Origin of the sequence: Salibacterium halotolerans, from assembly GCF_900115625.1 — a bacterium.
GTDB lineage: Bacteria > Bacillota > Bacilli > Bacillales > Marinococcaceae > Salibacterium > Salibacterium halotolerans.
Map to the genome: position 1 here is coordinate 102,752 of NZ_FOXD01000006.1, position 20,852 is coordinate 123,603.

Annotated in this window: 25 protein-coding genes and 1 tRNA gene; 20 read left to right on the top strand and 6 right to left on the bottom strand. The window is 47.7% G+C overall.

Annotated features, from left to right (window positions below):
• The first annotated feature begins 1 nt into the window (after window position 1).
• Window positions 2-400, top strand: a complete 399-nt coding sequence (locus BM124_RS06960) for a YugN family protein (protein WP_093336418.1) — start codon at window positions 2-4, stop codon at window positions 398-400.
• Here the strand turns inward: BM124_RS06960 and BM124_RS06965 are convergent.
• The gene (locus BM124_RS06965) at window positions 392-1,393 is read right to left on the bottom strand and encodes a potassium channel family protein (protein ID WP_170841016.1); all 1,002 of its coding nucleotides are present in this window, start codon (window positions 1,391-1,393) and stop codon (window positions 392-394) included. The two genes, BM124_RS06960 and BM124_RS06965, sit on opposite strands and share 9 nt — an antisense overlap.
• A 114-nt stretch (window positions 1,394-1,507) precedes the next feature.
• On the opposite strand from BM124_RS06965, the gene BM124_RS18830 reads away from it, so the two are divergent.
• On the top strand, window positions 1,508-1,678 hold the full coding sequence (locus BM124_RS18830; protein ID WP_170841008.1) for a hypothetical protein: 171 nt from the start codon (window positions 1,508-1,510) through the stop codon (window positions 1,676-1,678).
• Between the two features lie 56 nt (window positions 1,679-1,734).
• A tRNA-Ala gene (locus tag BM124_RS06970) sits at window positions 1,735-1,810 on the top strand.
• A 322-nt stretch (window positions 1,811-2,132) separates the two neighbouring features.
• On the opposite strand, the gene BM124_RS06975 is transcribed toward BM124_RS06970, so the two are convergent.
• The 3 genes from BM124_RS06975 to BM124_RS18835 form a co-directional block, all read right to left on the bottom strand.
• The gene (locus BM124_RS06975; protein ID WP_139217077.1) at window positions 2,133-2,459 is read right to left on the bottom strand and encodes a hypothetical protein; all 327 of its coding nucleotides are present in this window, start codon (window positions 2,457-2,459) and stop codon (window positions 2,133-2,135) included.
• A gap of 243 nt (window positions 2,460-2,702) precedes the next feature.
• Window positions 2,703-3,128 (bottom strand): hypothetical protein, encoded by a 426-nt coding sequence (locus BM124_RS06980; RefSeq protein ID WP_093336315.1) that lies wholly within the window; start codon window positions 3,126-3,128, stop codon window positions 2,703-2,705.
• Window positions 3,129-3,237: 109 nt separating this feature from the next.
• A complete protein-coding gene (locus BM124_RS18835) occupies window positions 3,238-3,405 on the bottom strand; it encodes a hypothetical protein (protein WP_170841017.1) in 168 nt (55 codons plus the stop codon).
• 193 nt (window positions 3,406-3,598) lie between these two features.
• On the opposite strand from BM124_RS18835, the gene BM124_RS06985 reads away from it, so the two are divergent.
• The 15 genes from BM124_RS06985 (at window position 3,599) to BM124_RS07055 (ending at window position 17,850) form a co-directional block, all read left to right on the top strand.
• Window positions 3,599-4,294, top strand: a complete 696-nt coding sequence (locus tag BM124_RS06985) for a DUF4396 domain-containing protein (RefSeq protein ID WP_093336317.1) — start codon at window positions 3,599-3,601, stop codon at window positions 4,292-4,294.
• Window positions 4,295-4,381: 87 nt separating this feature from the next.
• The gene (locus tag BM124_RS06990; protein ID WP_093336319.1) at window positions 4,382-5,107 is read left to right on the top strand and encodes a GntR family transcriptional regulator; all 726 of its coding nucleotides are present in this window, start codon (window positions 4,382-4,384) and stop codon (window positions 5,105-5,107) included.
• Between the two features lie 193 nt (window positions 5,108-5,300).
• Entirely contained in the window at window positions 5,301-5,573 is a 273-nt protein-coding gene (locus BM124_RS19710) for a DDE-type integrase/transposase/recombinase (protein ID WP_425288579.1), read from the top strand.
• A 271-nt stretch (window positions 5,574-5,844) separates the two neighbouring features.
• On the top strand, window positions 5,845-6,165 hold the full coding sequence (locus BM124_RS07000; protein WP_093336322.1) for a DUF3870 domain-containing protein: 321 nt from the start codon (window positions 5,845-5,847) through the stop codon (window positions 6,163-6,165).
• A 121-nt stretch (window positions 6,166-6,286) separates the two neighbouring features.
• Entirely contained in the window at window positions 6,287-7,453 is a 1,167-nt protein-coding gene (locus BM124_RS07005) for a DUF819 family protein (protein WP_093336323.1), read from the top strand.
• Window positions 7,454-7,503: 50 nt separating this feature from the next.
• Complete coding sequence (locus tag BM124_RS07010) at window positions 7,504-8,565, top strand: dipeptide epimerase (protein WP_093336325.1); 1,062 nt, start codon at window positions 7,504-7,506, stop codon at window positions 8,563-8,565.
• A gap of 18 nt (window positions 8,566-8,583) precedes the next feature.
• Window positions 8,584-9,603: a C40 family peptidase gene (locus BM124_RS07015; RefSeq protein ID WP_244504264.1), complete on the top strand. Its 1,020-nt coding sequence runs from the start codon at window positions 8,584-8,586 to the stop codon at window positions 9,601-9,603.
• Window positions 9,604-10,351: 748 nt separating this feature from the next.
• Window positions 10,352-11,572 carry a NupC/NupG family nucleoside CNT transporter gene (locus BM124_RS07020; RefSeq protein WP_093336327.1) on the top strand — a complete coding sequence of 407 codons (1,221 nt, stop codon included), beginning with the start codon at window positions 10,352-10,354 and terminating at the stop codon, window positions 11,570-11,572.
• Window positions 11,573-11,595: 23 nt separating this feature from the next.
• Window positions 11,596-12,897 carry a pyrimidine-nucleoside phosphorylase gene (locus BM124_RS07025; protein WP_093336328.1) on the top strand — a complete coding sequence of 434 codons (1,302 nt, stop codon included), beginning with the start codon at window positions 11,596-11,598 and terminating at the stop codon, window positions 12,895-12,897.
• Between the two features lie 78 nt (window positions 12,898-12,975).
• Window positions 12,976-13,143 carry a XapX domain-containing protein gene (locus BM124_RS07030; protein WP_090927205.1) on the top strand — a complete coding sequence of 56 codons (168 nt, stop codon included), beginning with the start codon at window positions 12,976-12,978 and terminating at the stop codon, window positions 13,141-13,143.
• A 17-nt stretch (window positions 13,144-13,160) separates the two neighbouring features.
• Window positions 13,161-14,357 carry a phosphopentomutase gene (gene deoB / locus BM124_RS07035; RefSeq protein WP_093336330.1) on the top strand — a complete coding sequence of 399 codons (1,197 nt, stop codon included), beginning with the start codon at window positions 13,161-13,163 and terminating at the stop codon, window positions 14,355-14,357.
• A 2-nt stretch (window positions 14,358-14,359) separates the two neighbouring features.
• Window positions 14,360-15,187 carry a purine-nucleoside phosphorylase gene (locus tag BM124_RS07040; RefSeq protein ID WP_093336332.1) on the top strand — a complete coding sequence of 276 codons (828 nt, stop codon included), beginning with the start codon at window positions 14,360-14,362 and terminating at the stop codon, window positions 15,185-15,187.
• A gap of 6 nt (window positions 15,188-15,193) precedes the next feature.
• On the top strand, window positions 15,194-16,015 hold the full coding sequence (locus tag BM124_RS07045; protein ID WP_093336333.1) for a purine-nucleoside phosphorylase: 822 nt from the start codon (window positions 15,194-15,196) through the stop codon (window positions 16,013-16,015).
• A gap of 23 nt (window positions 16,016-16,038) precedes the next feature.
• On the top strand, window positions 16,039-16,689 hold the full coding sequence (gene deoC / locus BM124_RS07050) for a deoxyribose-phosphate aldolase (protein WP_093336334.1): 651 nt from the start codon (window positions 16,039-16,041) through the stop codon (window positions 16,687-16,689).
• Between the two features lie 159 nt (window positions 16,690-16,848).
• Window positions 16,849-17,850: an LLM class flavin-dependent oxidoreductase gene (locus BM124_RS07055; RefSeq protein WP_093336336.1), complete on the top strand. Its 1,002-nt coding sequence runs from the start codon at window positions 16,849-16,851 to the stop codon at window positions 17,848-17,850.
• 44 nt (window positions 17,851-17,894) lie between these two features.
• Here BM124_RS07055 and BM124_RS07060 read toward each other — a convergent pair whose 3' ends face one another.
• Entirely contained in the window at window positions 17,895-18,242 is a 348-nt protein-coding gene (locus BM124_RS07060) for a winged helix-turn-helix transcriptional regulator (RefSeq protein WP_093336337.1), read from the bottom strand.
• Window positions 18,243-18,354: 112 nt separating this feature from the next.
• Between BM124_RS07060 and BM124_RS07065 the strand changes: the two genes are divergently transcribed.
• Both BM124_RS07065 and BM124_RS07070 read left to right on the top strand, forming a co-directional pair.
• Window positions 18,355-19,410, top strand: a complete 1,056-nt coding sequence (locus BM124_RS07065) for an LLM class flavin-dependent oxidoreductase (RefSeq protein ID WP_093336339.1) — start codon at window positions 18,355-18,357, stop codon at window positions 19,408-19,410.
• Window positions 19,411-19,425: 15 nt separating this feature from the next.
• Entirely contained in the window at window positions 19,426-19,992 is a 567-nt protein-coding gene (locus BM124_RS07070; RefSeq protein ID WP_093336340.1) for an NADPH-dependent FMN reductase, read from the top strand.
• Window positions 19,993-20,048: 56 nt separating this feature from the next.
• Here the strand turns inward: BM124_RS07070 and BM124_RS07075 are convergent, their stop codons facing one another.
• Entirely contained in the window at window positions 20,049-20,552 is a 504-nt protein-coding gene (locus tag BM124_RS07075) for a CotY/CotZ family spore coat protein (protein ID WP_093336342.1), read from the bottom strand.
• Between the last annotated feature and the right edge of the window lie 300 nt (window positions 20,553-20,852).

A 20,852-nucleotide genomic window follows, 5' to 3' on the forward strand; every position in this document is an offset into this window, starting at 1 on the left:
TATGATTGAAATACCTTCAAAAGTGGAAGGGCATCGATTTGTGCTTCAAGATCTTGAGAAGAAGCTGAAACCGCTCGGCTATGATATCGGCGGAGGCTGGGAGTACGACCACGGCTGCTTTGATTATAAAATGTCGGGTGAGGGAGAATATCGTTTTTTCCGTGTGCCGTTTGAGGCGGTGGACGGGGAGCTGGAACAAAAAGGGGTAAAAGTCGCTGTCGGCCGTCCGTTTGTGTTGTCTCATGAATATAAACGCGGCTCGGATCATATCGAAGAACCTTATAATGCCGTCGTAAATCAGTTTCAGACTCCCCAGAACAAAGACGCTGAGGTGTCCGAACCATGGGTGGAGCAGGGAGAGAGGCTGAATAAAGAACTCGAGGACTTGCTGTTATCGTGAGGACTCCAGCACAAGCAGCGACTGATCTTCCTGCAGCACACTTTCTTTGTCCGGATGCAGGTTCGTCTTTTTTTCCCCGCTGATCCCGATCGGCAGAATATCCATCGAGGCGGCAAGCCGGCTGACTTCTTCGAACGTTCTACCAATCCAATCTTCCGGACACGGCATGGAACGGAGATAGGGAGTGGCTTCCACATCCAGCAGCAGGGTGATGGTTTCGGCGATACCCTGCTGCTCGAGACTTTCGGTCATTAAGAGACTGGAAATCATATTGGAAGCAATGATTTCATCAGCTCCCGCATGACGAGCGTTGGGCAGCTGTTCCGACGTCAGAATTTCAGCGGTGGTATAAATGTCATCGCAGTAATGCTTAGCCGTAAGTAGTGTCAAAATGGTCTGCGCATCCGCCTGCTGCTCCGTCCCCTCGAGCCCCGATGTAATGACAAGCGCCCGGGCCTGTCTGACATTGGCCTGCCGCAGGACAGACTGCATCGTAGGGCTTCCTTTTAAAAACTGAAGGCGGGCACTGTTGTGAAACGGGGACTCCACCAGCCTGTCATCGATCAGCAGAATCTGACGCTCCGGATACGCGCGCTGAATCTGATCGATAAACTGGCGGGCCCGCTCATTCCAGTTGACGATGATATAATGGTTCGAAAAGCTCGACGGCAGTGTTCCTTTCTGCCATCGGTGCTGCTCATTTACCGTACTGGAGGCGAGATTCGTCACGAAAAACAGCACAAAACCAATGCCGAACAAAATTAAAATCATCGCAAAAATCCGGCCTGTCACTGTTTCCGGCACAAAATCCCCGTAGCCGACTGTCGTGGAGGTGACAACCGCCCACCAGACCGCATCAAAAAATGTCGGGAACGCCTCCGGCTCCAACACATGCAGCACATAGGAAAACGTAGTCAGAATCAACATAATAATAAAAAGAAGACGGACCAGAACCGGAATCCGGTCGTAAAAACGGACAGCCGCATGTAGCATGAACGTACACCTCCCCACAAAAAGAATCCTGTTGGTACCAATATAGCCAAAGGATTGCCGTTTCATTCACGGTCTGGTATCGTAGGGAAAAGAAGCGCCGGAGGAGGACATGCCATGATACTGCTCGAATCGATCAGTTTCGGCCTGGCCATTTTTATCGGCTGGCTTGTATTGGACTACGCCAAAGAAAAGCAGTGGCGGAAAGAAAAAGTTGCGGAATCCTTTCTCGTCGGCGTTGTCGGCGCTGCAGGATGGGCTGCCTTCGATCTGATACTTTTATTATGATTTTGTGTTGACACTTTCAGCAAATGTACTTATAATGAAAATTGTCGTTTTGATGCGGGGCATTAGCTCAGTCGGGAGAGCGCTTGGCTGGCAGCCAAGAGGTCATCGGTTCGAGCCCGATATGCTCCACCAACCAATAAACCTGCTGTATCGTGACATTATCGATGACAGCAAACGATGTTGTACTTCGGAGTACACATACATAATTCCGCCAATGACGCCGGTTTGAGGGACTTCCTCGGCCCGGCGTTGTTTTTATGGCTTTTCTATACAAGCTGTAGATCCAACATTGTAGTTTATTATACAAAAGGATACCGCATTTCATCTGAAAATGGAATATTATTCAAAAAGTAGAAGCAGCAGCTCTAAATGTTTGGACAGCACGAATACATTATCTGCAGCAGATACTACCTGGAGAAAGTAATATAGATGTGGTATTACTATTTAAAACAAGCTAGATGGAATCCTGTCTTGTGGATAACACACCGCCTAAAAAGGATAACATGCTGAAAAACCATAAAATTCCGCTGGCAGCAAGTCTCATAGATGTAACAGCAGATGGTTTACCCGGTGGACCAATGACAGTTAGAGCAATCAAAACTGAAGTAGAGAATAAAAGGAGAAAACCGAGAAAATATCCCATAGCTTTTTTCTCACGAATGGTGTGACTTTTTATAAACAAAGAGATTACTATGACGAATGAAAGCAGCATCATGATAGAGAAACCGACTATTATAATGGGCAGCGTTTCTTCTTCCATTGCCATTGTATTGATCATCACACCCCCCCCGCCTATTATATATTAAACAGCCACGGTAATTTCTATTCCATTTTACATTTTGTCTACAATATAGGTGTTATTGAATTTTGCATCAATTTTTGCCCGTTCTCCTGTCATTTTAATAATCTTTTGAATATCCTCCCGATTCATACGATACTCTCCCGACTGTAAATTGCCTGTATACATCATAGCACATTTACGGTAATGAAAAATGGAGAGATGACATCATGCGCCGGAGGAGAGCTATCCCCCTTCGTCCAGCGCCTTTGATATATTGTCCCATAGCAAAAATGCTGAAAATAAAAGTAAGGTGAATGGGATATAGTCTATCCCCATCAAATCCCCCAGTTCCTCACTCATCATGGATAATAGGCAGAACAAGCCGTACGAGATAAGAAGAAATAAAGCATGTTTCATCCATCCCCGTATCTGCCGTGTGAATATGAATCGTGCGGGGATATAAACAAAAATCACGTATGGCACGGCTGTAACAAAAGCACTGAAAAAAATAGATCCCATTACAGAGTGGCTGGAAGGTTGATGCCAACCGCTTATGTACAGAAGAATAAAGTGTATACCAAATGTAAATAAAGAAAGAAGGGTTATTTTCATTTTCATATTTTCTACTTTGACGGAGTTTGATGTTTCGTTATTTAAACGATCATCCATGATAGGGCCTCCTCTTTAAACAAAAGCTTTCACCCCATACTATCATAAAGAAGCTGTACGGGAATAACCCCGTACGGCGGGCTTTGGCGCCCGATTCTCCCGGGAGACCCTAAGCGCCTTCCCGTGTCCATATATCTGTGTTGTTCACGGATGCGGCCGTTACATGTATCAGCACTTGTCCAGGCTTTACATCAGGGACAGGTACGTCGTTTTGCAGATGCAGGACGTCCGGTCCTCCAAATTCAGTGAACACCGCCGCTGTCACGTGGTTACTCATTATAAAAGCCCCTTTCCTATACTTTACTGCATTAAATACAATACACTCTGTTTTGTCTGCTCAAAGAATCCAGAAACGACGCCGGTATCTCCGCTTATTTTTTCCTTCCTGGACTGTTTGCTCCTATGATTCTCCGGGTATCCTGTTCTTACGGAGTTTACTTGCATCTTTTGATTGCAAAGGAGTTTTGACGATGAGTACGATGGAAATCATATCTTGGCTGTTTATTATAGTGGGTGTGCTGCAGGCCGTCTATATCACGATAGACGTGGTGCGGCGCCCGCAGCAGATGATGCCGATCATGAACATCGTCTGGCCGCTGACCGGACTCTATTTTCCGGTAGTCGGCTTGTTGGCGTACTGGAAACTGGGGCGGAACAACCATCCTCATAATCATCAGCACGGCCATCACGTCCATCACGGGCACCACGAACATCAAAACAAGCCCTTTTGGCAGAGTGTTTTTGTATCTACGACCCACTGTAGCAGCGGCTGTTCACTTGGTGATATGATCGGCGTGCCGGTGGTTGTTTTTACCGGGCTGACTATCGCGGGCAGCACGCTGTTTGCGGAGTACGCGGTGGAATTTGTGCTGGCCTATATTTTCGGAATCGCTTTTCAGTACTACGGCATGGGGGCCCATGGAAAAGGAAGTCCCCGAGAAAGGCTGAAAAACGCAGTCAAAGCAGACACGTGGTCGCTTATTGCGTTTGAAGTCGGCATGTTCGGATGGATGGCTGTGTCCCACTATCTCCTGTTTGCCCAGCCTCCGGAACCAAGCGGTGCGGTGTTCTGGTTTATGATGCAGATCGCGATGATGCTCGGCTTTCTTACGAGTTATCCGGCAAACTGGCTGCTTGTGAAAAAGGGAGTGAAGCATGCGATGTAAGAATGCATCGATGCGCGCCGATATCTGATAGACGGGTGTTGAAGTTGTCTGATACTATAATAAATAGAAGAATGCTGGAGGCTTATCATGACAAATCAATTTCAACATCCCCGCTACGTGACGGTTATTGAAGAAATAAAAGAGAAAATCAGAAACGGGGAACTGGAACCCGGGGAGCGCCTGCCGTCGGAGAACGAGTATGCGAAACAGCTCCATGTTTCCCGGAACACCCTTCGTGAAGCGCTGCGGATTCTTGAAGAAGAGCACATCATGGTCCGCAAACACGGAATCGGCACGTTTGTGAATAAAAAACCGGTGTTTTCGGGCGGTATTGAAGAGTTGTTTAGTATTACCGACATGATTGAACGTGAAGGAAAAACACCGGGAACGGATATTTTATTCACCGGATTCACCGAGCCGCATGGCGATGATAAAAAAGAGCTCACACTCGATGAACAGGAGCAGGTGTATCTGATAAAGCGGATCCGGACCGCAGATGACGATCCGCTTGTCTACTGTGTGGACAAAATTCCAGCAGGGCTCCTTGAAGATGATTACAACCTGGATGAAGAATCGATGCTGCTCTCGCTGGAGAAGAAGGCCGGCGTGACAATCAGCTACGCCAAAGCCAATATTGAAACGATGGGCTATCATGAAGAAATCAGTACGATGCTGCAGTGCGAAAATGGTTCGCCGCTCCTCGTATTGAAACAGGTCCATTATGATATGGCGGATGAGCCGGTGCTGTACTCGATTAACTTTTTCAAATCCGATCAAATCAGTTTTAATGTATTTCGAAGAAGACAGCTTTAGAAGCTGTCTTTTTTTGGATCCAGCTTTAGCGTCCAGCTGCTCAGGGTTTGGTCCAGAACCTGTCGCGGCAAACCAGGGCGCTTGCACTTTTCTTATAGGGGGAGGAAGAGGACACTAAGTGATTGATTGGGAATCTTAGTAGAGTCAGCCTAAAAGGTAAACAAGTTCTTAAGAGAATTGTTTTATAATGAAAATGCTATTTCACAAGGACGTGGAAACTTTGAACAAGCCATATAAGAGTATATGGATCTATCCGGCCACGATCATGAATCTATTTTCCCGGAAAATTACCGGTTGGAATATGGCTTCCCACATAACAAAAGAGCTTGTCCTTCCGGCGTTAGACCGAGCTTTCATTACCCGTTTTCCTGGGCCCCGTCTTCTTCTTCACTCCGATCGGGGATCGCAATATTGTTCGAAGGACTATACCCACAAACTCAAGGCGTATGACAATCGGTCTTTATAATAAGTCAAAAGATAAATATCTATATTTCATTGATATGCAGGGTTTTCTCTTCCCTAGGTTGAACCTTCATTCAGAATCGTAGATATAAACATTAAAATCACTGCCCCGGCATAAAGTATTAGAAGACATGATATTTTACTGTTGAGGATAATTTTTAGATGTGTTAATATTTAAAAAAATCTCCAAAAGCAGTTCATTCCATTTCGTGACTTTATCCTGCCCGGATAAAACCCCTTATGGAGTCTGACTGACTTTTCAGGAGCACGAGCCCATGTATGACGAGAAAACAGTTTACGTTGTGGGAGAAGCAAAATCTCCTGGAAACAACCCCATTATGAAGCAGTACGACACTTTTTTTGTAGGATTTGTCATTGATCGCACCGACGGCACTATTGTAGATGCAGACTGTACTTCGGTTTTGGGACTGACTAAAAAGTTTGTACAAACCCTGTTCACCGGTCATAATATCTGGGACAGTGATGCTGTAACAAACAGTGTGATGAATCGTTATCTAGGTTCTTCCCAAAAAGCGATTATAGTCGCTTTTAAGCATGCCCGGAAAAAATACGAGCAGGCCTTTGAATCAGAATAACTTCAACTACGCTGCTTTATCTATTGATACGTAGATAAAACCCAGCTGATAGGAATTATTTTTCCTATTGGCTGGGTTTTTCTTATATTATTACACTTTTTATAAAGAAAGGAGTTTTTCTATGATTCAGGAGGGTTTTTTGTATTTAGGGATCATGATCGGACTGGCCGGGCTTATTGCTTACATAGAAAAAAGCTCGGACAGCAGGTTTTTCAAGTATGTACCTGGTATTATCCTCATTTATTTTGCTGGTGCTTTTTTAAAAACCATCGGTGTGCTGGGGGACAGTGAATCCGTTGACAATACGTACGGTACCGTAAGAGATGCGATTTTACCAGCTTTGATTCTTTTAATGTTATTAAACTGTGATTTACGAAAGCTTATCAAGCTGGGTCCCAAAATGCTGATTGGTTACTTTACTGCGGTGTTCAGTATCATTCTCGGATTTGTTGTAACGTATCTCATCTTTAAAGGCCTTTATGTCACAGACACCTGGCAGGCATTAGGTGCATTGTCGGGAAGTTGGACCGGCGGCTCTGCCAATATGGCAATCATCCAGGGAGTCCTGGACATTCCGGAAAATATTTTTGGTTATGCGCTGGTGATGGATACGATTAACTATTCCACCTGGGTAATGGCTATGTTCTGGCTTGTTCCGTTTGCGGCCATCTTTAACCGCTGGGCAAAAGCAAACACCTCTCATCTTGATGAAGTAAGCAAAGAGCTGATAGAAGAAGAGGAACAAAAGCAGGATGAAAAAACAAGCTTCGTTCACTTAATGGGATTAATTGCTATTGGTATATTCGGCTCTGCTCTTGCTGCAAGTATTGGCGGTTTGCTCCCCTCCTACGGTGATATCGTCAGTTCGCTCACATGGACTATTTTCATTGTTTCTATAGCAGGGGTGCTGCTTGCCATGACGAGAGTATCCAAAATCCCAGGGTCCATGGATATAGCCAATGTCTTTCTTTATATTGTGATTGCTCTGATTGCGTCCAGAGCTGATTTCTCTGATTTTTGGCAGGCGCCTGTTTATATTCTCTCCGGTTTTATCATTTTGGCTATCCATGGACTTATCATGGCTTTGGCCGCGAAGGTGTTTAAGCTGGATTTATTTACACTTGGTGTCTCAAGCCTGGCCAATATCGGCGGTATGGCCTCTGCCCCGCTGCTTGCCGGTGCCTATAACCGTGCACTCATTCCCATCGGGGTGGTAATGGCCCTGGCCGGTTCCTTCTTTGGTACTTATTTCGGCCTGCTTACCGCACAATTATTGTCCCTTTTGTAAACAAGCTTCAAGCCCGAGTGGGTGATATCGGAAAAAAGGAGTCAGACATCGTGAAAATCACTGAATTATTGACACAAAAAACATCACTGCCTTTGGAAAAGCCTTTTAAAACAGCTCTTCGGAGTATCAACTCCATTGAAGTGGTGGATGTAACCATCCAGCTTGAAAACGAGGAGAGCGGCCTCGGATCTGCCTCCTCCACATGGCAGATCACCGGAGAATCACTGGAAAGTATCGAAGCGGCCATGAAGGGGCCGATGAAACAAGCTTTACTTGGACGGGATATTGAACAGTTGGAAGACATTTTAACAGCTGTGCAGAAAAGCTGCGCAGCGAACACAAGTGCTAAAGCCGCGGTTGATATCGCTTTGCATGATGCCTATTGTAAAATGTTTGGTCTGCCCCTCCATCAATACCTTGGCGGGGGTGCACTATTTCCCGTCACCGATATGACAATCAGTATCGATAATCTTGAAAAAATGCAGGACAGTGCAAAACTATCCAAAGAACAGGGTTTTGATGTATTAAAAATAAAAGTCGGCAATGAGGAAAAACTGGATATCGAGCGTATCACAAAGATTCGCGAAGCGGTCGGAGACAGCGTGAAGCTTCGTTTGGATGCTAATCAGGGATGGAGTAGTAAGAATGCTGTCAAAATTATTCGCGCTCTTGAAGAAAAAACAAATCTTGAATTAGTGGAACAACCGGTCCCTGCCGGTGATATAGCCGGTTTAAAATATATCCGCGAAAGAGTTAATACTCCGATCATGGCGGATGAAAGTGTTTTTTCGCCGGCAGATGCTTTTCGATTAATAAAAGAAGAAGCGGTGGATCTGCTTAATATTAAACTGATGAAATGCGGAGGCCTCCGCAGGGCCAGGCAGATAGCAGATATGGCTCAAAGCGCTGGTGTGGAATGTATGATCGGAAGCATGATGGAATCGCATCTATCCGTTACAGCGGCTGCCCATCTGGCTTACGCCCACAGTAATATTACAAGATACGATCTTGATGCAGCGCTCTGGCTGCAGGATCAAGTCGTACAAGGGGGGGTGAAGTGGCAGGGAAACACCGCTGAACTGTCTAATAGGCCGGGACTTGGATTACATTAATTCTTGGAGGTGCTGTTAATGCAAAATTTCTTTAAGTCATTGATTTTTCCTCTGATCGCTGTTGTCACAACAAGTATGCTATTTTACGCAAATGTAAGTGCCAAAGAAAAATTTAATGAGGGGGAAGAAGCATATATTGATGTTTCTGCGGCTTCCCTTTGGACCACTCCTGGAGATTTACGTGATGTTGATGAACCAGCCATATCCAACCCTGCGGATTTATGGACCTGGACCGAAAGCATGTCATTGGATGAAAAACTTTGGCTTGTCGGTGAACTGCAAACCCAGGCGTTGTATGGAAGTAAAGTAACAATTATAGAAGAAAATGAGGATTGGGTGAAGGTAGCAGCAGACGGCCAGCCCACCCCTAAAAATGAATCAGGGTACCCAGCTTGGATGCCAAAAGAACAATTAGCGGATAATCAACGATTTAATAATACCGACAAAGAACCATTTGCCCTTGTTACAGAGCCAACTACTCAGCTTCACACGAATAAAAAACTCCGTTCCGACTTTAAAGAACTCAGCTATAATACACGGCTTCCCGTCATAAATGAAAAAAAGGAAGCTGTGCTGGTTGCTACTCCAAGCGACGGAAATAAATGGATTCCGGCGTCAGATGTTTCTATCTATGAATCTGAAGAAGATATTCCGGCACCGGAAGGCAGTGATCTAGTGGAAACAGGAAAACAGTTTCTCGGTCTTCCTTATTTATGGGCGGGAACCTCTGGATTCGGTTTTGACTGTTCCGGATTTACCCACACCATCTATGATTCTTACGGGATTACGATTCCGCGTGATTCTTCCGTTCAAGCCACCCAAGGTGAGGCTGTGGACCGGGATAACCTGCAAAAAGGCGACCTGTTGTTTTTCGCTTATGAAGAAGGTGAAGGAAATGTCCATCACGTCGGCATGTACGCTGGTGGCGGGAGCATGATCCATTCTCCAAACTCCAGCAGTACGGTAGAAATTATTGAGGACTGGGAAGCTTCGAATTATGAAATAGAATTCGCCGGGGCAAGACGATATATTGACTAGGACTTTCATTGGGGCTGTATCAAGAAGTACAGTCCCTTTCCTATGAAAAAGAAAATGTAACTCAGGCATAAGTGGAGGGTGGGGACATTTGAAGGTTCATCGGCTAAAGAAAGGACCTTAATGAAAAGGAAAAAGAAACGGATTTGTGAGGAGAGAATGTTGGGGAGGACTATATGTTTATTCATGCGGCGGATATTCATTTGGACAGTCCGTTTCGAGGGCTTGAACGATATGAAGGCGCGCCTGTTGATGAGATTCGCAGGCGGCATGTGAAGCATTTATTAATCTAGTGGATACGGCGGTGGAAGAGCAGACGGCTTTTCTTATCATACGGTCAAAAAGCGGCAGAACGATACCGAAAACGTAAGTATAAACCGATCATAAGACCGTTTTGACTGGAGGAAGCCGGCCAAACGTAACATAGAACAGGTCATAATGACGTTTATAGTACATACCAGCAGTCAAAACGTAAGCATGGGAATACTGTATCATCATTTCAGGCAGACTTCCGCGGAAAAAAGAACTTCCTGAGCTTCGGCGGGCCTTCTATGCTTTTCTTATAAAAAAGGGTTGTGTTGTTGGACGTCTAACCTTTACAATGAATACAACATTCCGAGCAGGGGAGAGGATATCGACATTTATTGGAAGGGTTTTCTCTTTTTGAGATGAGAGGTTGGATGTCTGATGACCAGGTATTTTTAACAATGTTTTTAGAAACCGCTTACTAATTATATATGGAGGTTTTATCATGAGTTTTCTTTGGGGATTGATGGGGATTGTCTTTGTCTTGTTTCTTGCGTTTCTCGTATCAGCCAGAAAAAAATCCATCCGGCCGAGGACAATCCTGGGGGGACTGGCGATACAGCTCACCTTTGCTTTTATTGTGCTGCAGTGGGATTTAGGAAGACAGGCGCTGGAATGGTTCACCGAATATGTTTCCAACATTATCGGTTATACGGACGAAGGAATCAACTTTCTATTCGGCGATCTGCTGGCTATTGAAAGTGTAGAAAGTGTCTTTGCTCTGCAAACGCTTCCTGTTATTATCTTCTTCTCTTCTTTGATCGCTATATTATATTATATGGGTGTTATGCAGTGGTTTATTAAAATTATCGGCGGCTTTTTATCCTATATTCTCGGAACGAGTAAAGCGGAATCGATGTCAGCGGCTGCCAACATTTTCGTCGGGCAGACCGAAGCGCCGCTTGTTGTGAAACCGTTTCTCTCCAATATGACAAAATCTGAACTGTTTGCTGTTATGACCGGAGGACTTGCGTCCGTGGCAGGTTCGGTACTGTTTGGCTATGCGGCGCTTGGTATTCCGTTGAATTACCTGCTTGCAGCAAGCTTTATGGCCGCTCCGGCCGGTTTGATTATGGCAAAGATGATCATGCCGGAAAACGAAGTGTCCGAAACGACGGATCATATCGAACTGGAAAAAGACTCAGAATCGCAGAATATCATTGACGCTGCTGCCAACGGGGCTTCGACAGGGCTGCGTCTGGCGTTGAACGTGGGTGCCATGCTTCTTGCTTTCATTGCCCTGATTGCGATGGTGAACGGCATTATCGGCGGAGTGGGTGCCTGGTTCGGCGCAGATGGATTGACGCTCGAGCGTATTCTCGGATTTATTTTTGCTCCGGTTGCTTTTATGGTTGGCGTGCCATGGGAAGAAGCGGTCCGTGCCGGATCATTTGTCGGCCAGAAGCTGGTTTTGAATGAGTTTGTAGCATATGCCAATTTTGCACCGGAAATTGAAGCAGGCAATCTGTCGGATAAGGCGATTACGGTCATTACGTTTTCTCTGTGTGGCTTTGCCAATATCAGTTCTCTGGCGATTCTTCTCGGTGGAATCGGCAGTCTTGCGCCTGAAAGACGCTCCGAAATTGCGCAGCTCGGCGTGCGAGCTGTTATTGCCGGCGCCCTCGCTTCCATGCTGAGTGCTGCGATTGCAGGAATGTTTGTCTAATCGAAGGAAAAAGGTGATAAAAAATGAGAATGGTCGATGTCATTGAGAAAAAACGGAACGGCCGCGAATTAACGAAAACAGATATTAATGAAATGATAGAACAGTATACAGCAGAAGAAATCCCTGATTATCAGATGTCAGCCTTTGCGATGGCTATCTTCTTTCAGGGGATGACGACCGACGAGCGGGTGCACTTGACGACAGCGATGGCAGCTTCCGGGGATCAGGTGGATCTCTCCGGTATTGAAGGTGTCAAAGTCGATAAACACAGCACAGGCGGGGTCGGGGATACGACAACCCTGATTCTGGCGCCGCTTGCTGCCTCCGTGGGAGTACCGGTAGCGAAAATGTCCGGGCGCGGCCTCGGTCATACCGGAGGCACGATTGATAAGCTCGAAGCGATCGACGGCTTTGATGTGGAGCTTAACGGAGATACGTTCAACCGGCTCGTTAATGAAAATAAAGCGGCTGTCACAGGCCAGAGCGGCAATTTAACCCCGGCCGACAAAAAGCTGTACGGTCTGCGTGATGTGACCGCGACGGTGGATTCGATCCCGCTAATAGCCAGTTCTATTATGAGTAAAAAGCTGGCATCCGGAGCAGACGCCATTGTTCTTGATGTGAAAACAGGAGCGGGCGCGTTTATGAAAGAAACAGAGGAAGCAAGAGAACTTGCCCGGGCGATGGTTGATATCGGAAACGGCGCCGGCAGGCATACAACGGCCGTCATCTCGGATATGAACCAGCCGCTCGGTTACGCGGTCGGCAATGCGCTCGAAGTGAAAGAGGCCATTGAAACGTTGAAAGGGGAGGGTCCGGATGACATTTTTGAGCTGTGCCTCACTCTTGGCAGTCATATGGTGGTGGCAGCTGGCTTAACGGAAACGACAGAAGAGGCCGAAGAACGTCTGCGTGAAGCGGTACGTTCCGGAAGTGCCCTTGAAACAATGAAAATCTTTATAGCAGGGCAGGGCGGAGACCCGTCTGTTGCAGATAATCCGGAAAAGCTGCCTTCCGCTGCGTACAAAAAGGAAGTAACAGCAGCGGAAGACGGCTATGTTGCTTCCATAGCAGCGGATGACATCGGAACGGCGGCCAGCATGCTTGGAGCCGGACGTTCAACGAAAGAGTCCACCATTGATCTGGCCGCAGGCATCATGTTGCAAAAGAAAATTGGGGATCCGGTGCAGAAAGGGGAGGTACTCGCCGTTATGCACTCCAGCACCGGGAATACTGAAGAAGCTGAAGCGAAAATTTCTTCATCTTACACGATAGAAACGCAGCAGACTAAACCGCCCCAGCTGTTGTACGATGTGATTCATTAAAGAGGAAGAGGGTCCGTCATGGATGGACCTTTCTTTTCAGTATAAGAGGTTGGACGTCCTACAAATAGGAGGTTAAAAGTGAAAGAATTAATGTTAAGTCTCGCTGCCGGTATGATTATCGGCATCGTGTTCAAATTTCTCAAGCTTCCACTTCCGGCTCCTCCGGTTCTGGCCGGGGTGATAGGAGTGGCGGGTGTATACTTCGGCGGAGTTATCGTGGATTGGTTCTATAAAACGCTGGCATAAAGAAAGGAGAATCATAGATGCATACTTCATTTAAACGTATATTTTTAATCGTTATGGATTCGGTCGGAATTGGCGCGTCTCCGGACGCCGCGCAGTACGGGGATGAAAAGGCGGATACGCTCGGACACATTGCCGGACACCGGGGGTCCCTCAGGATGCCGAACATGGGAAAGCTCGGGTTGAGTAATATCAGGAAGCTTCCGGGTATCGAAGCAGCAGAGGCGCCGCTTGCCCACTTCACAAAAATGCAGGAAGCGTCCGCCGGCAAGGATACCATGACCGGGCACTGGGAACTGATGGGGCTCCGCATTGATGCGCCGTTCCGGACATTTCCGGACGGATTTCCGGAGGAATTGATCACCGCCCTTCAGGGAACGTCCGGGCGGAACATCGTTGGCAACAAACCGGCATCCGGAACCGATATTCTCGATGAGCTGGGGGAGCATCATCTGCATACGGGGGATTTAATTGTTTACACGTCCGCCGATTCGGTCCTGCAGATTGCCGCGCATGAAGATGTTGTTCCCGTTGAAGAATTGTATGAGATTTGTGAAACCGCCCGCGAGCTCACGAAAGATGAAAAGTATATGGTCGGCCGCGTGATTGCAAGGCCTTTTACCGGAAAACCGGGTTCCTTTGAACGAACACCGAACCGCCATGATTACGCATTGAAACCGTTCGGCCGCACGGTCATGAACGAACTGAAAGACGCAGGTTTTGACGTGACAGCCATTGGAAAAATAACGGACATTTATGACGGGGAAGGAGTGACGACCTCCCTGCGGACAACTTCCAATATGGACGGTATGGATAAGCTGCTGGAAACGATGGATACTGATTTTACTGGATTAAGCTTTCTAAACCTGGTGGATTTTGATGCACAATACGGTCACCGCCGGGATCCGGACGGTTACGGGGAAGCACTGGAAGCCTTTGATGAGCGGCTCCCGGAAGTGCTGGAGAAACTGCAGGACGACGACCTGCTTATCATTACGGCTGATCACGGCAATGATCCGGTGCATCACGGGTCGGATCACACGAGGGAATATGTGCCGCTGCTCATCCATCACCCGTCTGTGAATCAAGGACTGGCGCTTTCGCTTCGTCCCACGTTTGCCGATGTAGGAGCGACCGTAGCGGAAAACTTTCAGATCAGGATGCCGTCGTTTGGAACAGGATTTCTAACAGACGTGAAGCAGCAGGAAGGAGAATAATCATGAATTACACATCCATTCAGGAAGCAGCACGCACCGTGAACACCCGTCAGAAAGTGCAGCCGAAAATCGGCTTGATTCTCGGGTCGGGGTTGGGCGTCCTGGCTGATGAAATCACCGACGCGGTCACGATTCCTTACGCGGATATTCCTCATTTTCCCGTGTCCACGGTGGAAGGCCACAAAGGACAGCTCGTTATTGGAGAACTGCATGGTGTGCCGGTACTTGCCATGCAGGGGCGTTTTCACTTTTATGAAGGATGGGACGTGAAAGACGTTACGTTTCCCGTACGGGTGATGAAAGAACTGGGGATCGACAAGCTGATTGTTACCAATGCCGCGGGAGGGGTGAATCCGTCCCTGAACGCCGGAGATCTCATGTTGATCACCGATCACATCAATCACGCCGGGTCCCATCCCCTGCGCGGCAGAAATAATCCGGAGCTCGGAGTCCGCTTTCCGGACATGTCGGCAGCCTACTCTCCGCGACTGCGGGAAGAAGCGCAGCATGCCGCAGCAGAGCTTGGCATGAATCTCCGGGAGGGTGTCTATGTCTGGAACAGCGGCCCGTCCTATGAAACGCCGGTGGAAGTGAAGATGCTCCAGTATCTCGGAGGAGATGCGGTGGGGATGTCCACCGTACCGGAAGTGATCGCAGCCCGTCATGCGGGAATGGAAACAGCGGGAATTTCGTGTATCTCCAACATGGCAGCAGGTATTCTCGATCAGCCTCTCTCACACGAAGAAGTGATCGAAACGACCGAGAAGGTGCGGGAAGAGTTTCTGGGATTGATCAGGGAATGGGTAAAACGAATAGAGAAAGGAGACTGAAAAAAAATGAAAAACATAGGAGAAAAACAGAAAGAAGCCGTAGAAGCGCTGAAACAGAAGAGAGACGTAAAACCGGAGCTCGGACTTATTTTAGGTTCCGGCCTGGGAGAACTGGCCGATCATATCGAAAACCCGGTCGTTGTGGACTATGAAGATATTCCGCATTTTCCAAAGTCTACAGTGGCAGGTCATGCCGGCACACTGGTGATAGGAACATGGCAGGGAAAAACGGTAGCAGCCATGAAAGGAAGATTTCATTATTATGAGGGGCATTCCATGCAGGATGTCACGTTTCCGGTCCGGGTGATGAAGGGGCTGGGTGTAAATACCCTTCTTATTACCAATGCCTGCGGTGGAATGAATCCATCCTTTGCACCGGGAGATATTATGGTGATTGACGACCATCTAAACATGACGGGAGACAACCCTTTAATTGGTCCCAATGATCCGGATATGGGTCCGCGTTTTCCAGATATGAGCCGGGCCTATTCACCCGAGCTGCGCACGGTCGCGGAGGAAAAAGCGGCGGAACTTGATATCAAGGTGCAGCACGGGGTGTATGCAGGCATTACAGGTCCGAGTTATATGACGCCGGCGGAAGTGAAGATGCTGCGTCAATGCGGCGCGGATGCAGTCGGCATGTCCACCGTACCGGAAGTGATTGCGGCCAATCAGATGGGAATGAGAGTACTGGGTCTCTCCTGCATCACGGACATGGCCATCGGGGAAGAGCTGGAGCCGCTGACGCACGACGATGTTGTCGCGGTGGCGGCCCGGACGAAACCCGTTTTCAAAAACCTTGTTCAGACAATTACCGCGTCCTTATAATACATGGAAGGAAGAGATAACCTATGCAGACAAACTTGGCAGAAAAGATTGATCATACGCAGTTAAAACCGGATACGAGCAATAAACAGATTCAAATGCTCTGCGCCGAAGCAAGAGAATATGAGTTTTATTCCGTCTGTGTCCTGCCGGTCCATGTGACAGAAGCTTACCATTTGCTCCAGGGGTCGGGTGTGAAAGTATGCACCGTCATCGGTTTTCCACTTGGAGCCTCCACAACCGAAACGAAAATGTTTGAAACAAAAGATACGCTTGAAAAAGGGGCGGAAGAAATAGACATGGTGCTCCCTATCGGCCTTCTGAAAGACGGGGAAGAGACGGCGGTGGAAAACGACATCCGGGCCGTAGTAACAGAAGCAAAAGGAAAGGCGCTTGTTAAAGTGATTCTCGAAACAGCGCTGTTGACGGATGAAGAGAAGAGAACAGCCTGCAGGCTGGCGGTGAATGCCGGAGCGGATTTCGTGAAGACATCGACCGGGTTTGTCGGCGGTGGAGCCAAAACGGAAGACATTACCCTGATGCGCGAAACGGTTGGAAATGGTATCGGCGTTAAGGCATCGGGAGGCATCCGCGACCGGGAGACGGCGGATGCCATGGTCGCAGCCGGCGCCGACCGGGTCGGTGCCAGTGTCAGCGTATCGATTGTAAAAGAATAAAGAGAAGAAGGGGGCTGTATCAAAAGGTACAGCTCCTTTCTTTTACAAGTGAAATAGAACAAAAATTACCTTCATGAGCAGGATTACAATAAAAGAAAAAGGAAGGTGTTATAATAACGGGGAAAAGAAAATGCTGCATGGCAAAAGGAGACATGTTACATGGCAGATATAAATATTCCAGTATCCGCCCTGAATCTGGCGCCTGTCCGGCAGGGAGGATCCAAAAAAGACGCCATCGATGCAACGGTCGATCTGGCGCAGTCTTTGGAAAAGATGGGATACGCACGCTACTGGATTGCCGAACACCACAATACATCGACACTTGTAAGCTCTGCGACATCGATTCTGATGAAGCACGTTCTTGAATATACCGACGAAATCAAGGTCGGTTCCGGCGGCATCATGCTGCCCAACCATTCCCCTCTCGTTGTAGCCGAACAGTTCGGTACGATGGCCACCATTTATCCGGACCGCCTCGACCTCGGACTGGGGCGCGCGCCGGGAACGGATATGCTGACGGCTTCCGCGCTCCGCCGTTCCAAGACGGATCAGTCTGTCTATTCGTTCCCTGACGATGTACAGCAGCTGCTTACGTATTTCGGTCCGGAAGAAGAGCAGGGTTACGTGAAAGCCGATCTTGGTATCAACACGAATATTCCGATTTACATTCTCGGTTCATCGACCGATTCAGCGGTTCTCGCGGCTAAACTCGGTCTGCCGTACGTCTTTGCCGCGCATTTCGCGCCGGCTCATATGGAAGAAGCGATTTCGATTTACAGAAGCCGGTTCCAGCCGTCCGATTATCTGGCCGAACCTTACATGATGGTTTGCGCGAATGTAATCGCCGCGGAAACCGACGAAGAAGCGCGCCGGGAACAGACGACGATGCAGCAGTTCTTTCTAAATGTCGTCCGTGGTAACAGGGAGCCGTTAAACCCGCCGGTTGATGATATGAATGAGATTTGGAGTTCCCGTGAAAAAGAAGCATCGTCGTCGATGTCGAGAATGACGTTTCTCGGAAGTAAAGAGTCCATCCGGGAGCAGCTGACACAATTTCAGGAGAAGTATAATGTGGACGAGTTGATGGCTGTTTCCTACATTTACGATCCTGAAAAGCAGAAACGGTCGTATCAGATCCTGAAAGACATCGTATCGGAATAATGATATGTAAAAACGCCGGTGCAGCAAACAGCTCCGGCGTTTTTTCAGGATGTAGGCGATTGTTGTTTCTGTCTTTTACGAAGCGTGTGGTTCCGCCCCCATTCATGCATCGCTTCAAGAATAGGTTCGAGGCTCCGGCCGTAGTCTGTCATCGCATACTCGACTTTTGGAGGAACCTGGGGATAAATGGTACGTTGAATAATGTCTTCTTCTTCCAGTTCACGCAGCTGCTTGGTGAGCATTTTCTGCGTCACACCCGGCATTTTTTGTTTCAGTTCGCTGAAACGCTGGGTTCCTTCCTGAAGAAGATGCAGCAGAATAATTGGTTTCCATTTTCCGGTAATAATATTGAGGGCATCTTCCACCCGGCATTGCTCCGGTACTTTTTCCATAAAATCAGCCTCCACGGTATCATAAAAGATACCACACCACTTCAAAGTGCGTACTTCTTTTTAGTCGTTATATCTTCTATAATAACATGGCACAGGAAAGGTGGGTAACACAATGCAGCAATATGGAATAGATGAAAGCAAAGGACTTGAATTCGGCATTTATACGCTCGGCGATCATCTGCCGGATCCACATACAGGAGAACGAATTTCCGCGCAGCAGCGCATACAGGAGATCATCGAATTTGCCAAACTTGCTGACGAAGCGGGACTTGATTTTTTCAGTGTAGGGGAAAGCCACCAGGAATATTTCGCCACACAGGCGCACGCTGTCGTACTTGCTGCTGTCGCGCAGGCAACAAAGAATATAAAAGTAGCGAGTTCCTCCACGATCATAAGCACGTCGGACCCGGTGCGGGTGTATGAGAACTTTTCGACGGTTGATTTGATTTCAGGAGGCCGTGCCGAGCTCGTGGCGGGCCGTGCTTCCCGTATCGGTCTCTTTGATCTGCTCGGGTATGATATCCGTGATTACGAAGCGTTATATGAAGAAAAGTTTGACCTGCTCCGCCAGATCAATGAACAGGAGAAAATCACATGGAGCGGAGACTACCGGGCCCCGCTTCGAAACGCGGAAGTGCTGCCGAGACCTCAAAAAGGAAAGCTTCCGATATGGCGCGCGGTCGGTGGAACACCGCAGAGCGCCATGAAAGCAGGATACGCGGGTGTGCCGATGTTTATGGCACATCTAGGCGGCCCGGTCGATGCTTTTAAACAGACCGTGAACGCCTACCGGGAAGCGGCAGCGGCCGGAGGATTCGATCCGGCGGAGCTCCCGGTGGCAACAGCCGGTTTTTTCTATGCGGCAGAAACCACACAGCAGGCTCTTCAGGAAATGTATCCTCATGTGAACGAAGGCATGAAACGGACGAACGGACGCGGTTTTGCAAAACAGCTGTTTGCGCAGGGGGCCGATACACGAAGCGTGATGAACATCGGCAGTCCGCAGGAAATCATCGAAAAAATACTCTATCAGCATGAAGTGTTCGGGCATCAGCGTTACATTGCCCAGATTGATTTCGGAGGCGTACCGTTTGATAAGCTCCGCAAAAATATCGAAATCATTGCAACCGACATTCTGCCTGAAGTCCGGAAGCATACAGCAAAATAAGAGGAGGAATGAGACATGAATGTAGTGGCATTATCCGGTTCCACAGCCGGTTCCAAAACACGGACAGCGATGGACTACACGGCAGCCTCACTTCAAAAGCAGCTGCCGGATTCGGACGTCACGCTGCTTGATCTGGCGGAATATGACGTGCAGTTCAGCGACGGCCGGCATCACCTTGACTATGACGGGGATACCGGTTATGTCGTGCGGACCATGATGGAAGCCGACGCGGTTATCATCGGAACGCCTGTTTTTCAGGCTTCCATTCCCGGGACATTGAAAAACCTGTTCGATCTCCTCCCCGGCGACGGGTTCAGCGGCAAAGTCGTGAGTATGCTCGTCACGGCCGGATCGGCAAAACATTACCTGATTGCCGAGCAGCAGCTGAAACCGATTCTCGGTTACATGAAAGCAGAAATCGTCCAGGGGTATGTATTTATCGAAGAAAAGAATTTCTACCAGAAACAGATTACTGATGATGACGTCCTTTTCCGGATCGACCGCCTCGTGGAGGACACAGCGTTCCGCACCGGCGTGCTGACCAGAATCCAGGAAGAACAGGACGCGGCTTACGATTTTTAACGAACATGGATGTGTAATAAAGCCGAAGGAACGATGTATCGTTCCTTCGGCTTTTTTTAGTCTTCGACCAGTTCCGGGTCGAGGCACTGCACCGTGCAGAAACATTTCAAGTCCACGTGAATACATTCTCTCGTTCGGGACAGTTCTTCCACGTCGCACAGCGACCACGGATCCACGCAGCATTTATCGAAATCGATTGGGCAATCCGGACGCAGCAGTGACAACACAGCACAACAGTCTTCTTTTGATACTTTTTCCACCCGGAAGAAAACCGTCTGAAAGCAGTATCGTTCACCGATTGACCCGACTGCATGAAGATAACTTCCATCTTTGCCCTGAAGCAGAAAAGGAACAGTATCTCTTCCATTATTATTGTTTTGACCGCTTAATAGACTGCTGTAACAGCTGTTTCTGCAGCCAGGATTATTTCTCTCTTCTGCTTCATCCTGTGCTTTTTTTATATGAAGAAGAGTATCGCACACGCAATGGTCTTTTGAGTGCCGTACTTCCTCGCGGGCGGTATCTTCCATCTCTTCTTCTCGTTGCCTTCGTTTTCTCATATTTTATCCTCCTTTCTCTACTATCATATAAATTTCTTCTGATATGGTGTCGGAGGTTTCTACCCAATTATGCGTGAGTTATTTTCTAAAAAAACGAAAATTCAGGTAATTAAAAAAGATTTCATTTTCGAGATATACCGAATATATACGACATATGTGCAAATACTAAGAATATGTCGCGAATATTGTCGTCTCATTCATATTAATATGATTATATGCATGTATACAGCGTTTGTATCTTTGTTTCATTTTTCCTAGTATATAATGGATGGTGATTCAATTACTACAATCTTAAAAGGA

Excerpts from the sequence above, each read along its gene's own strand:
- BM124_RS06960 (WP_093336418.1), top strand. The coding sequence starts at position 2 with ATGATTGAAATACCTTCAAAAGTGGAAGGGCATCGATTTGTGCTTCAA.
- BM124_RS06965 (WP_170841016.1), bottom strand. The coding sequence starts at position 1,393 with ATGCTACATGCGGCTGTCCGTTTTTACGACCGGATTCCGGTTCTGGTC.
- BM124_RS18830 (WP_170841008.1), top strand. The coding sequence starts at position 1,508 with ATGATACTGCTCGAATCGATCAGTTTCGGCCTGGCCATTTTTATCGGC.
- BM124_RS06980 (WP_093336315.1), bottom strand. The coding sequence starts at position 3,128 with ATGGATGATCGTTTAAATAACGAAACATCAAACTCCGTCAAAGTAGAA.
- BM124_RS18835 (WP_170841017.1), bottom strand. The coding sequence starts at position 3,405 with ATGAGTAACCACGTGACAGCGGCGGTGTTCACTGAATTTGGAGGACCG.
- BM124_RS06985 (WP_093336317.1), top strand. The coding sequence starts at position 3,599 with ATGAGTACGATGGAAATCATATCTTGGCTGTTTATTATAGTGGGTGTG.
- BM124_RS06990 (WP_093336319.1), top strand. The coding sequence starts at position 4,382 with ATGACAAATCAATTTCAACATCCCCGCTACGTGACGGTTATTGAAGAA.
- BM124_RS19710 (WP_425288579.1), top strand. The coding sequence starts at position 5,301 with ATGCTATTTCACAAGGACGTGGAAACTTTGAACAAGCCATATAAGAGT.
- BM124_RS07000 (WP_093336322.1), top strand. The coding sequence starts at position 5,845 with ATGTATGACGAGAAAACAGTTTACGTTGTGGGAGAAGCAAAATCTCCT.
- BM124_RS07005 (WP_093336323.1), top strand. The coding sequence starts at position 6,287 with ATGATTCAGGAGGGTTTTTTGTATTTAGGGATCATGATCGGACTGGCC.
- BM124_RS07015 (WP_244504264.1), top strand. The coding sequence starts at position 8,584 with ATGCAAAATTTCTTTAAGTCATTGATTTTTCCTCTGATCGCTGTTGTC.
- BM124_RS07020 (WP_093336327.1), top strand. The coding sequence starts at position 10,352 with ATGAGTTTTCTTTGGGGATTGATGGGGATTGTCTTTGTCTTGTTTCTT.
- BM124_RS07025 (WP_093336328.1), top strand. The coding sequence starts at position 11,596 with ATGAGAATGGTCGATGTCATTGAGAAAAAACGGAACGGCCGCGAATTA.
- deoB (WP_093336330.1), top strand. The coding sequence starts at position 13,161 with ATGCATACTTCATTTAAACGTATATTTTTAATCGTTATGGATTCGGTC.
- BM124_RS07040 (WP_093336332.1), top strand. The coding sequence starts at position 14,360 with ATGAATTACACATCCATTCAGGAAGCAGCACGCACCGTGAACACCCGT.
- BM124_RS07045 (WP_093336333.1), top strand. The coding sequence starts at position 15,194 with ATGAAAAACATAGGAGAAAAACAGAAAGAAGCCGTAGAAGCGCTGAAA.
- deoC (WP_093336334.1), top strand. The coding sequence starts at position 16,039 with ATGCAGACAAACTTGGCAGAAAAGATTGATCATACGCAGTTAAAACCG.
- BM124_RS07055 (WP_093336336.1), top strand. The coding sequence starts at position 16,849 with ATGGCAGATATAAATATTCCAGTATCCGCCCTGAATCTGGCGCCTGTC.
- BM124_RS07060 (WP_093336337.1), bottom strand. The coding sequence starts at position 18,242 with ATGGAAAAAGTACCGGAGCAATGCCGGGTGGAAGATGCCCTCAATATT.
- BM124_RS07065 (WP_093336339.1), top strand. The coding sequence starts at position 18,355 with ATGCAGCAATATGGAATAGATGAAAGCAAAGGACTTGAATTCGGCATT.
- BM124_RS07070 (WP_093336340.1), top strand. The coding sequence starts at position 19,426 with ATGAATGTAGTGGCATTATCCGGTTCCACAGCCGGTTCCAAAACACGG.
- BM124_RS07075 (WP_093336342.1), bottom strand. The coding sequence starts at position 20,552 with ATGAGAAAACGAAGGCAACGAGAAGAAGAGATGGAAGATACCGCCCGC.